Origin of the sequence: Amphibacillus sp. Q70 (genome assembly GCF_052055485.1) — a bacterium.
Lineage (GTDB): Bacteria > Bacillota > Bacilli > Bacillales > Amphibacillaceae > Amphibacillus.
Genome location: NZ_CP197171.1, coordinates 3685182 through 3697585 on the forward strand (window position 1 = coordinate 3685182; position 12404 = coordinate 3697585).

5 protein-coding genes, 2 rRNA genes and 1 other annotated feature are annotated in these 12404 nt (G+C 42.2%); of the genes, 2 read left to right on the forward strand and 5 right to left on the reverse strand.

What is annotated here, in order from left to right; genetic code table 11:
* Nucleotides 1-264 precede the first annotated feature (264 nt).
* From ACS127_RS16700 to ACS127_RS16715, 4 genes are all read right to left on the reverse strand, one after another.
* Nucleotides 265-3180: ribosomal RNA gene (locus tag ACS127_RS16700) — 23S ribosomal RNA — on the reverse strand.
* Between the two features lie 205 nt (nucleotides 3181-3385).
* A 16S ribosomal RNA gene (locus ACS127_RS16705) occupies nucleotides 3386-4953 on the reverse strand.
* Together the 16S and 23S rRNA genes form the textbook arrangement of a ribosomal RNA operon.
* Before the next feature lie 841 nt (nucleotides 4954-5794).
* Complete coding sequence (gene leuS, locus ACS127_RS16710) at nucleotides 5795-8215, reverse strand: leucine--tRNA ligase (RefSeq protein WP_440896147.1); 2421 nt, start codon at nucleotides 8213-8215, stop codon at nucleotides 5795-5797.
* An 89-nt stretch (nucleotides 8216-8304) separates the two neighbouring features.
* Nucleotides 8305-8518, reverse strand: a binding site (T-box leader).
* Between the two features lie 602 nt (nucleotides 8519-9120).
* Nucleotides 9121-9297 carry a PspC domain-containing protein gene (locus ACS127_RS16715; RefSeq protein WP_440896148.1) on the reverse strand — a complete coding sequence of 59 codons (177 nt, stop codon included), beginning with the start codon at nucleotides 9295-9297 and terminating at the stop codon, nucleotides 9121-9123.
* 391 nt (nucleotides 9298-9688) lie between these two features.
* Between ACS127_RS16715 and ACS127_RS16720 the strand changes: the two genes are divergently transcribed.
* Together ACS127_RS16720 and ACS127_RS16725 are read left to right on the forward strand one after the other, a co-directional pair.
* Complete coding sequence (locus ACS127_RS16720; RefSeq protein WP_440896149.1) at nucleotides 9689-10669, forward strand: TIGR01212 family radical SAM protein; 981 nt, start codon at nucleotides 9689-9691, stop codon at nucleotides 10667-10669.
* A complete protein-coding gene (locus ACS127_RS16725) occupies nucleotides 10663-11238 on the forward strand; it encodes a class I SAM-dependent methyltransferase (RefSeq protein ID WP_440896150.1) in 576 nt (191 codons plus the stop codon). Before ACS127_RS16720 ends, ACS127_RS16725 begins: the two co-directional genes overlap by 7 nt.
* Nucleotides 11239-11244: 6 nt before the next feature.
* Here ACS127_RS16725 and ACS127_RS16730 read toward each other — a convergent pair whose 3' ends face one another.
* Nucleotides 11245-12324, reverse strand: coding sequence for a tetraprenyl-beta-curcumene synthase family protein (locus tag ACS127_RS16730; protein WP_440896151.1), 1080 nt, complete (start codon nucleotides 12322-12324; stop codon nucleotides 11245-11247).
* Nucleotides 12325-12404 lie beyond the last annotated feature (80 nt).

Genomic DNA, 12404 nt, shown 5'->3' on the forward strand with positions numbered 1-12404 from the left:
AGGTCATACCCTGAAAACTAGATAAGAAACGCATCGGACAAGTCAAATCATATAATCCAGCTTCACTGACCCAGCAGCGGTGTTGCTAAACGGTCGGTTCAGCCTTTTGGTATTAATCTAGCTCTGTCATCCAACAACTGGGTGTCTTCGCCTATCGCCCTACGATAAGTCATCAACGATTTACTCTCGTTCATCTTGATTCCTTTATCTCAGTTGATAGCCTCCAGCCACTGCGTTGTTAAACGGATGACTCCGCTTTTTAATTTAGTTAAGTCCTCGATCGATTAGTATTCGTCAGCTTCACATGTCACCATGCTTCTACCTCGAACCTATCTACCTCATCGTCTCTGAGGGATCTTACTCTAATGATGGGAAGTCTCATCTTGAGGGAGGCTTCATGCTTAGATGCTTTCAGCACTTATCCTTTCCATACGTAGCTACCCAGCCATGCTCCTGGCGGAACAACTGGTACACCAGCGGTATGTCCATCCCGGTCCTCTCGTACTAAGGACAGCTCCTCTCAAACTTCCAAACGCCCACGACGGATAGGGACCGAACTGTCTCACGACGTTCTGAACCCAGCTCGCGTACCGCTTTAATGGGCGAACAGCCCAACCCTTGGGACCGGCTACAGCCCCAGGATGCGATGAGCCGACATCGAGGTGCCAAACCTCCCCGTCGATGTGGACTCTTGGGGGAGATAAGCCTGTTATCCCCGGGGTAGCTTTTATCCGTTGAGCGACGGCCCTTCCATACGGCACCGCCGGATCACTAAGCCCGACTTTCGTCCCTGCTCGACTTGTCGGTCTCGCAGTCAAGCTCCCTTCTGCCTTTACACTCGTTGAATGATTTCCAACCATTCTGAGGGAACCTTTGGGCGCCTCCGTTACTTTTTGGGAGGCGACCGCCCCAGTCAAACTGCCTGCCTGACACTGTCTCCGAACCGGATCACGGTCCTGGGTTAGAAGGTCAACACCCTCAGGGTGGTATCCCACCGGCGCCTCCACGTAAGCTAGCGCTCACGTTTCAACGGCTCCCACCTATCCTGTACAAAGGATGCCGACATTCCATATCAGGCTACAGTAAAGCTCCACGGGGTCTTTCCGTCCTGTCGCGGGTAATGCGCATTTTCACGCATAGTATAATTTCACCGGGTCTCTCGTTGAGACAGTGCCCAAGTCGTTGCACCTTTCGTGCGGGTCGGAACTTACCCGACAAGGAATTTCGCTACCTTAGGACCGTTATAGTTACGGCCGCCGTTCACTGGGGCTTCAGTTCAACGCTTCGCTGACGCTAACGCATCCCCTTAACCTTCCAGCACCGGGCAGGTGTCAGCCCCTATACTTCGCCTTTCGGCTTCGCAGAGACCTGTGTTTTTGCTAAACAGTCGCTTGGGCCTTTTCACTGCGGCTTCTCATGCAAGAAGCACCCCTTCTCCCGAAGTTACGGGGTCATTTTGCCGAGTTCCTTAACGAGAGTTCTCCCGCTCACCTTAGAATTCTCATCTCGCCTACCTGTGTCGGTTTGCGGTACAGGCACCTGTGTCCTGGCTAGAGGCTTTTCTTGGCAGTGTGAAATCGGGAACTTCAGTACTTGATTTCCTTCCCCATCACCACTGGTCATTAGGTCAGACGGATTTGCCTATCTGACTGACTCATGGCTTGGGCGCGCTCTTCCAATCGCGCGCTTTCCCTATCCTTCTGCGTCCCCCCCTTGCTCTTAACGGCCACGAGGTGGTACAGGACTATCCACCTGTTGTCCATCGCCTACGCCTGTCGGCCTCGGCTTAGGTCCTGACTAACCCTGAGTGGACGAGCCTTCCTCAGGAAACCTTAGGCTTTCGGTGAAGAAGATTCTCACTTCTTTTTCGCTACTCATACCGGCATTCTCACTTCTAAGCGCTCCACCAGTCCTCTCGGTCTGACTTCTCAGCCCTTACAACGCTCTCCTACCATTGTTCAACGAACAATCCGTAGCTTCGGTGATACGTTTAGCCCCGGTACATTTTCGGCGCAGCGTCACTCGACCAGTGAGCTATTACGCACTCTTTCAATGATGGCTGCTTCTAAGCCAACATCCTGGTTGTCTGGGCAACGCCACATCCTTTTCCACTTAACGTATACTTGGGGACCTTAGCTGACGGTCTGGGTTGTTTCCCTCTCGACTATGAACCTTATCACCCACAGTCTGACTCCCAAGGATATATCTCTGGCATTCGGAGTTTGACTGAATTCGGTAACCCGGTAAGGGCCCCTCGTTCAATCAGTGCTCTACCTCCAGAATACATGCCTTGAGGCTAGCCCTAAAGCTATTTCGGAGAGAACCAGCTATCTCCGTGTTCGATTGGCATTTCACCCCTACCCACACCTCATCCCCGCATTTTTCAACATACGTGGGTTCGGGCCTCCAGTCAGTGTTACCTGACCTTCACCCTGGACATGGGTAGATCACACGGTTTCGGGTCGACGACCCTTTACTCTAAACGCCCTATTCAGACTCGCTTTCGCTGCGGCTTCACCTTTTCCGGTTTAACCTTGCAAAGAATCGTCACTCGCCGGTCCATTCTACAAAAGGTACGCCGTCACCCATTAACGGGCTCCGACTACTTGTAGGCACACGGTTTCAGGTTCTCTTTCACTCCCCTCCCGGGGTGCTTTTCACCTTTCCCTCACGGTACTGGTTCACTATCGGTCACTAGGGAGTATTTAGCCTTGGGAGATGGTCCTCCCGGATTCCGACGGAATTTCTCGTGTTCCGCCGTACTCAGGATCCACATCGGAGAAAATCACTTTTCCACTACAGGGCTCTTACCTTGTCTCGCGGACCTTTCCAAGTCGCTTCGTGTAAATGATTTCTTTCTCACTCCATGTGATGTGTCCTACAACCCCAAGAAGCAAGCTTCTTGGTTTGGGCTCGTTCCGTTTCGCTCGCCGCTACTCAGGAAATCGCTTTTGCTTTCTCTTCCTCTGGGTACTGAGATGTTTCAGTTCCCCAGGTCTGCCGCATTTAACCTATGGATTCAGTTAAATGCTCTACTCCATAACGAGTAGAGGGTTCCCCCATTCGGATATTCCCGGATCTTTGCTTACGTACAGCTCCCCGAGACATTTCGGTGTTCGTCCCGTCCTTCTTCGGCTCCTAGTGCCAAGGCATCCACCGTGCGCCCTTTCTTACTTAACTAAGTTGCGTTTGCACGCTTTACAGTAAAAAAGACTTGTTCTTACTTGATTTGATGTCTTGTCATATTTCTTATCTAGTTTTCAAGGTACAATACTTGCTTGAGAGATTGATCTCTCAAAACTGAACCAAACAACACATGTGTTAAGTATCATCTAAACTCAAGTTAGATGTTCCTATTAATCAGTCTAGCTCTGATTTTCCTTAGAAAGGAGGTGATCCAGCCGCACCTTCCGATACGGCTACCTTGTTACGACTTCACCCCAATCATTGGCCCCACCTTCGGCGGCTGGCTCCCATAGGGTTACCTCACCGACTTCGGGTGTTGCTAACTCTCGTGGTGTGACGGGCGGTGTGTACAAGACCCGGGAACGTATTCACCGTGGCATGCTGATCCACGATTACTAGCGATTCCGGCTTCATGCAGGCGAGTTGCAGCCTGCAATCCGAACTGTGAAGGGTTTTCTGGGATTGGCTTCACCTCGCGGCTTCGCTGCCCTTTGTACCCTCCATTGTAGCACGTGTGTAGCCCAGGTCATAAGGGGCATGATGATTTGACGTCATCCCAACCTTCCTCCGGTTTGTCACCGGCAGTCATCTTAGAGTGCCCAACTGAATGCTGGCAACTAAGGTTAAGGGTTGCGCTCGTTGCGGGACTTAACCCAACATCTCACGACACGAGCTGACGACAACCATGCACCACCTGTCACTTATGTCCCCGAAGGGAAAGCTTTATCTCTAAAGCGGTCATAAGGATGTCAAGACCTGGTAAGGTTCTTCGCGTTGCTTCGAATTAAACCACATGCTCCACCGCTTGTGCGGGTCCCCGTCAATTCTTTTGAGTTTCAGCCTTGCGGCCGTACTCCCCAGGCGGAGTGCTTAATGCGTTAACGCCAGCACTAAGGGGCGGAAACCCCCTAACACCTAGCACTCATCGTTTACGGCGTGGACTACCAGGGTATCTAATCCTGTTCGCTCCCCACGCTTTCGCACCTCAGCGTCAGTTACAGACCAGAGAGTCGCCTTCGCCACTGGTGTTCCTCCACATCTCTACGCATTTCACCGCTACACGTGGAATTCCACTCTCCTCTTCTGTCCTCAAGTTCTCCAGTTTCCAATGACCGCTTACGGTTGAGCCGCAAGATTTCACATCAGACTTAAAAAACCGCCTGCGCGCGCTTTACGCCCAATAATTCCGGACAACGCTTGCCCCCTACGTATTACCGCGGCTGCTGGCACGTAGTTAGCCGGGGCTTTCTCGTTAGGTACCGTCAAGGTACGAGCAGTGACTCTCCTACTTGTTCTTCCCTAACAACAGAACTTTACGATCCGAAAACCTTCTTCGTTCACGCGGCGTTGCTCCGTCAGACTTTCGTCCATTGCGGAAGATTCCCTACTGCTGCCTCCCGTAGGAGTCTGGGCCGTGTCTCAGTCCCAGTGTGGCCGATCACCCTCTCAGGTCGGCTACGCATCGTTGCCTTGGTGAGCTGTTATCTCACCAACTAGCTAATGCGCCGCGGGCCCATCTATCAGTGACAGCTTTAAGCCGCCTTTTATCCTCTCATTAGGTAATCAGAGGTCTTATCCGGTATTAGCTCGCGTTTCCGCGAGTTATCCCCGTCTCATAGGTAGGTTGCCCACGTGTTACTCACCCGTCCGCCGCTCGTTCCACCCTTTATCACTCCGAAGAGATCGAAAGGGTTTCACGCGCTCGACTTGCATGTATTAGGCACGCCGCCAGCGTTCATCCTGAGCCAAGATCAAACTCTCAATAATATTGAATGAGCATCTCTTCTACTCTGTTTTGAAGCACTAGCTTCTTCTTACTTCTTTACTTAACTTAATGGTTGTTTGGATTCAGTTTTCAAAGATCAATAGTTGCTATCTTATCTCGACAGCATAATAATTGTAGCATAAAACTCATCATTTTGTCAATCAAGATTTAATTTGAAGTTCTGTTGACAACAAGAAATATTCTACGTAGTTTTAATTCGAAAGTCAAGAGTTTTTTATATTTTTTTCAAATTAGTTGAACCTCTTTATTAACGAATTTAGATTCCACTTCGTTCACTGAACGAGCTCATCTTTTTTATCCATAGCAAAACTAGTTCACAATCTTAATTTCCATCTAGAGAAGCTGAGTAAAACTTCTATCCGATGTTTTGATTGAAATTGCAAGTCGAAAAGTGGGATAGGGAGCTTCCATTCAATATTTCAATCGAAATCGTAACCCAAAATGTTGGATAGAACCCTTCCATCCGACATCTTAAGCAAAATTCCAAGTCAAAAAACTGAATAGAAAGTATCAAACTTCCAGTATTGACAAAGAAAGAAGCTGTTGCACAATTTATTCTTCATTGCGCAACAGCTTCTTTTAATATTCACTCATCTATTTGTCATTATCGAATGAAGTGATGCTGATTTGGATAGAAACATTTGGATTATACATGCAATCTGAAATTCATTCACGAATTTCAGAATCTATACAACAAATATATGGTTTGTGCGAGATCAAGCAAAAAAGTCATTTAAATCATTAGCCAGTAAGTCTCCTTTTAAAGAGTCGTGTAAAAAGCCGTTGAATGACTTTTTCATTACACACTCCCATCTAGCCATCTTAATTGGCTACGATATTGACTAATTTTCCTGGTACAACAATAACCTTACGAATCGTTTTGCCGGCTATTTTTTCTTGAATGGTTTCATTTTCTAATGCTAATTTTTCTATTTCTTCTTTTGTAGCATTTTTATCAATCACCATTTTTGCTCTATTCTTCCCTAGAATTTGAACGACAATTTCTATTTCAGCTTCTACCAGTTTTGCTTCATCGTATTTTGGCCAACCTTGATAAGCAATGGTTTCATTAAAACCTAACTTACTCCAAAGCTCCTCTGCTAAATGTGGAGCGACTGGCGATAGTAGTTTCACAAAACCTTCAATATATTCTCTTGGTAATTCTTTTATTTTATAGGCTTCATTGATAAAAACCATCATTTGTGATATTGCCGTATTAAACTTCAGACTCTCAAAATTATCGGTAACCAACTTTACTGTTTCGTGATAAACTTTTTCAAGACTACTGTCGGCTGCATCGTTCACAATCTTATCTGTTAACGTGTTGGTTGTTTCATCAATCAATAAACGCCAGATTCGATCTAGAAAACGACGTGCTCCATCTAATCCTGTTTCTGACCATGCGATGGATGCATCAAGTGGTCCCATAAACATCTCATATAATCGTAATGTATCTGCTCCGTGACTTTCGATGATCTCATCAGGATTAACTACATTACCTTTGGATTTACTCATTTTTTCATTACCTTCGCCAAGAATCATTCCTTGGTTATAAAGCCTTTGGAAAGGTTCCTTAGTTGGAACAACACCAATGTCATAGAGAAATTTATGCCAAAAACGTGCATACAGCAAATGAAGGACCGCATGTTCTGCCCCACCAATATAAATATCAACAGGTAACCATTCATTTAACAGATCAAAATCAGCAAGTATATCTGCATTATTTGGATCAATAAAACGCATATAATACCAACAGCTCCCTGCCCACTGTGGCATTGTATTGGTTTCACGACGACCTTTCATTCCTGTTTCTGGATCAACAACATTGACCCAATCATCAATATTAGCTAATGGTGATTCACCAGTACCTGATGGTTTGATCTCCGTTGTTTTAGGTAAAACAAGTGGCAGCTCACTTTCATCAACTCCAGTTATTGTTCCGTTTTCCCAATGAATAATTGGGATTGGTTCACCCCAATAACGTTGCCGACTAAAAAGCCAGTCACGCAAACGATAAGTAACTTTTTTCTCACCTTTACCTTCTTTTTCGAGCCATTGAATCGTTTGATTAATTGCAGTCTCTTTGTTTAAACCATCAAGAAAGCCAGAGTTTATATGTTTTCCATCTCCAGAATAGGCTTCAATTTCTACATTACCGCCTTCTAAAACTGGAATAATTTCTAAATCAAAAGTCTTAGCAAATTCATAATCACGTTGATCATGAGCCGGAACAGACATAATCGCCCCTGAACCATAACTAATTAAGACATAGTCAGCTATCCAGATTGGAATTCTTTTATTATTAATAGGGTTAATCGCATAGGCTCCTGTAAAAACTCCTGTTTTTTCTTTAGCTAAGTCTGTTCGTTCTAAATCACTTTTCGTTTTGACTTTTTCAAGATAATTGTTAACAGCTGTCGCTTGCTCTTCTGTGACAATTTTTCCAACAAGAGGATGCTCTGGTGCTAATACAGCATAGGTTGCACCAAATAATGTATCTGGACGTGTTGTAAAGACAGTAAAATCATCCTCATGACCATCAATATCAAAAATAACATTAGCGCCTTCTGATCGTCCAATCCAGTGACGTTGCATGTCTTTAATACTTTCTGGCCAATCAAGCTCTTCTAAGTCTTCAAGTAAACGATCAGCATAAGCTGTAATACGGAGCATCCACTGTTTCATTGGCTTTCGCTCTACCGGATGCCCTCCTCGTTCACTCACCCCATCAATGACTTCTTCATTAGCCAACACAGTTCCCAAAGCAGGGCACCAATTAACAGGAACTTCATCAATATAGGCTAAGCCTTGCTCATACAATTTTAGGAAAATCCATTGTGTCCATTTATAATAGTTCGGATCTGTTGTACTAATTTCACGATCCCAATCATAAGAAAATCCTAATTCTTGAATTTGTCGTTTAAATGTTTCAATGTTCTTTTCAGTAAATTCAGCTGGATCATTTCCTGTATCAAGGGCATATTGTTCAGCTGGTAACCCAAAAGCATCCCATCCCATTGGATGTAATACTTCATAGCCTTGCATCCGCTTCATACGTGATAAAATATCAGTTGCTGTATAACCCTCTGGATGACCAACATGTAATCCAGCTCCTGATGGATACGGAAACATGTCCAGTGCATAGAATTTTTCTTTCTTTGATTGACTATCTGTTTTAAATGTTTTGTTTGTTAGCCAATACTGACTCCATTTTGTTTCAATTTCCTTATGATTAAATACCATGAGATTGATCCTCCTCCATATTTTCAACTTTCATAATCAATTTTCCAAGAACATCAGTTCGTGAATAATAAAAAAAATCCTCATCCCAAAAATGGGACGAGAATTTCCCGCGGTACCACCCAAGTTTAACACCACTAATTAGTGTTCACTTTATCTCTTTAACGCAGAATACGGCGATTACTACTATTCGTTCACAATCGCGACCTCAAAAGGTGAGTTCATAATAGGTAAGGATAACTTCCAGCAATCGTTATCTCTCTTAAACTTACCGATGTTACTACTATTCCTTCTCATTGTCGTTCCTTTTATTTAACAGTATTTTAAGGAAATACTTGTTGTTTGTCAAGTATAGCTTGAAAGGCAGGTGAATCAAGTTATTGTAGAAGGGAATCTTTGCCTCTTAAATGTCCCAAATTACAAAACCGATATGGATGATGAATAATCCATCAACCCAACACGATCAGGATTTAGTTACTGATTTTAGTGTGTAAAAGCTAGGTAGTTATTATATTTATTTTTTTGCTCATATTTTCAACCCTACTGGTTTAGCAAGACATACTTACTAAAAATTAGGGTTAGAAAGATATCTTTTAAATATGAAAGGTTAGATTATATTTTTAAAAAGTTATAAGTTATCACAGTGTAACTGACTACCCGACAAAAACACCACGCCTTGGGACTGGGGCTCAGAATAAGAAAAAACTTTTTCTTGCACGATCAAAGAAATAAAAGATTATATTGGCGATCGTCTAAGTCAAACGATGGCATTCGCCAGAAAGACTTGGCGATGTGCCAAGTCTTTCTAAACATTGGAAATACTAAAGCAGCCTTAATTAGTGCAATTACTTGCTCCACTCAAAAAATTTATACCTCGAAAAACCCCCACTTAATGAAGTTCCACTTTATTAGACCATTTCTTCTGTAAGAAAAAGAGCGAGCAACATATATATAATGACATTGCTAGGCAGTATAAAAAACAGTACTCTAACAAGGTTACTTGATATTCCGAAAAATTGAGCAATCCCACCACATACACCAAATATAACTTTGTCATTACGTGATCTTCTAAGTTTTCTACCCACTTAATATCCCCCCTACTCATTAGAAAAATTTACTTTCACTCACTAGCACATGGATGTGCTGGTTTCGACGTTCCCATAGGACAAGGAAAGCTTCGGAACGATACATCGCACGAAAAAAATGGAGCTTTATTTTCGAGGAAGTGGGGAACTTAGTCGAAGACCTTTGAAGTGTTCAGTTTACTTATACTTAAAACGCTAAAATCTCTGCTTCATAAAATAGCATTTTCGCTGAAATTTCAAAATTTTCAAGTATAAATAATTCAATAAACTCGTTACTATCCTAATAACGATTATATATGAATAACCATGGAAAATAAAGTGGTCATTGAAAGACATCACTCGTGCTTATTCAACGAGCCTATGTTAAAATGACCAAAGAAAATTTATTTTAATGAAGGAGTTCTTAATTGTGAAAAACCCATTTCCATATTCATTTGATCAAAAACGATACCACTCATGGAATTATCATTTAAAAAATATTTTCGGTGAAAAAATATTCAAAGTAGCTTTAGATGGTGGCTTTGACTGTCCAAACCGAGATGGTACTGTCGCTCACGGAGGATGTACCTTCTGCTCTGCTGCTGGAAGTGGTGATTTTGCTGGTGATCGAAATGACGATTTAATCACTCAATTTAATGAAGTGAAAGATAAAATGCACCTTAAATGGCCAAATGCAAAATATATGGGCTATTTCCAAGCTTATACGAATACCCACGCGCCTGTTGAGGAACTGAGGGAAAAATATGAATTGATTTTACGACAGGACAATGTTGTTGGTTTATCAATTGGGACACGACCAGACTGTTTGCCAGATGATGTTGTTGAATATTTAGCTGAATTAAATGAACGAACTTATCTGTGGGTTGAACTCGGTTTACAAACAATGCACCAATCTACATCAGACCTAATTAATCGGGCACATGATATGCAATGTTATTTGGACGGAGTTGAAAAGCTTCGGAAGCATAACATTAATGTTTGTTCACATATTATTAACGGACTGCCTGGTGAAGACTATCATATGATGATGGAAACAGCCAAAGCCGTAAGTGAGATGGACGTCCAAGGTATAAAAATTCATATGATGCATCTCTTAAAAGGGACCCCGATGGTCAAGCAATACGAAAAAGGCTTGCTTCAATTTATGACGAAGGAGCAGTATATCGAATTGGTTGTTGATCAGCTTGAGATTTTACCACAAGAAATGATTATTCATCGAATTACTGGGGATGGGCCTCCTGAATTATTGATTGGTCCCATGTGGAGCATGGATAAGTGGGAAGTTTTAAATGCGATTGATGCTGAATTACTTAAACGAAATAGTTATCAAGGTAAATACTATAACCAGCTTCCGACTATATTATCATGTTAAAACGTGTCATTCCATATGCACATGAATTAATTCAGTGTGCTGTCAAGCCGGGAGACGTTGTGATTGATGCAACATGCGGAAATGGGCATGATACTGTTATGCTTTGCCGAGCAACTGGAGAACACGGAAAGGTCTATGCCTTTGACATTCAGCTCGAAGCAATTGAACAAACAAAGCAAAAGCTCCAATCAGAATCTTTAGCTAATGTTCAATTGATCCATGATGGACACCAGCATCTAAATCAATATCTTGCTCAAGAAGATCATGGTAGAATTACCGCCGCAATCTTTAATTTAGGTTATTTACCTGGTAGTGATAAAACGATTATTACCAAACCAGCTGAGACACTCTCAGCTATTGACCAAATCATTTCCCATTTAAAACCCGGAGGAATCATTGTATGTGTAGTCTATCATGGACATCCAGGAGGAGAAGTTGAAAAAGCTACCTTATTAAATCATTTATCACAGCTTGAACAAAGAGAATTTAATGTCCTTCAATATGGTTTCATCAATCAAAAAAATAAGCCACCTTTTATATTAGCCATCGAGAAGAAACAGACCGATTAAGTAAATTTACTTAATCGGTCTGTTTTTATAGCGATAGAACGATTTGATAACATAATAAAAAAAGTAAGATCTAACTCCCCCTGCCTTTAATAAAGTATTTCTTATTTCTTTACCATTATTTACATCATTGATTTTTGAATCAGCTAAATATAAAGCAATTAGTCCTTGATAAACAAGACGATGAAAATGGGCATCAGGTAAATCAGCAACTGCATTCTTTGTTTGCCTAATAAAATAAAAGAAGCGCTCCTTCAACTTGTCCTGGTTAGGGTAATAAAAACAAAAGTTTAAATCACCTTCCATTAAATCCTCTTCTTGATCAATTAAATAATCGAGTAATATATGCAAACCTTGTAAATAGGGAAAATAGCCATTGTAAACCTTTTCCACGTCGATTTCATTTAACTTTTTCTGTTTTAACCCATAGCTGACCAGACAAAAAATCGTTAAAGTCGATCCTGTTGATGCCGCATACTCATACCAAGTTAAGCTCGAGTCCGAAAGTTCTGCCTTATCAAATAAAGCCTTTAATCGATCAACTCGTTCATTCGGGTTTACATGTTTATTTACTTGTAAATCGATATAACTGGAAGTAAGTCTAAGCAGGTACTTTTTTAACAATGGATCATTCTTTATTTGTCGTAAGTATTTTTGACAAACCAAGACAAGATCACTTAAATAACCACCATCATTTTGATCCTGCCGATATTGATAATAATTCGGTTGATCTTCTGATAGCTTAACGGCATTTAGCATGGATTGGTGTAAAGAGCGAAAATCAGCTGCATCAAGCGAATCACTTCGATCGCAAAGATTGTCCAAATAGTCACTGATGGTTTGATAAGCAACAATAAAGGAAACCGCTTCCCGCCAATGATCACCTGCTAAAACAGCGTAGATACTACCCCCTTGGCAATGAAATGCTTTTGACTCAATACTCATCAGGGCTTGATTTCGTAAAGCTGAATTAGGAATTTTGCTTGCTTTATCTTGCCAATAACTGAGCTCTTGATTAACAGCTGGTATAATTATTTTCAAAGCTGTTTTTGCTAATTTAGTGGCAGATCGATAACTATTTTCATTCATAATTTTCGCTCCATTTTCAAATCAGATTGATCGTCCATTACTTATGACTAAAATGGCATGACTCTAAGCCAGTTTGTTAA

Coding starts and splice junctions, on each gene's coding strand:
- ACS127_RS16730 (WP_440896151.1), bottom strand. CDS start 12,324: ATGAATGAAAATAGTTATCGATCTGCCACTAAATTAGCAAAAACAGCT.
- ACS127_RS16720 (WP_440896149.1), top strand. CDS start 9,689: ATGAAGGAGTTCTTAATTGTGAAAAACCCATTTCCATATTCATTTGAT.
- leuS (WP_440896147.1), bottom strand. CDS start 8,215: ATGGTATTTAATCATAAGGAAATTGAAACAAAATGGAGTCAGTATTGG.
- ACS127_RS16725 (WP_440896150.1), top strand. CDS start 10,663: ATGTTAAAACGTGTCATTCCATATGCACATGAATTAATTCAGTGTGCT.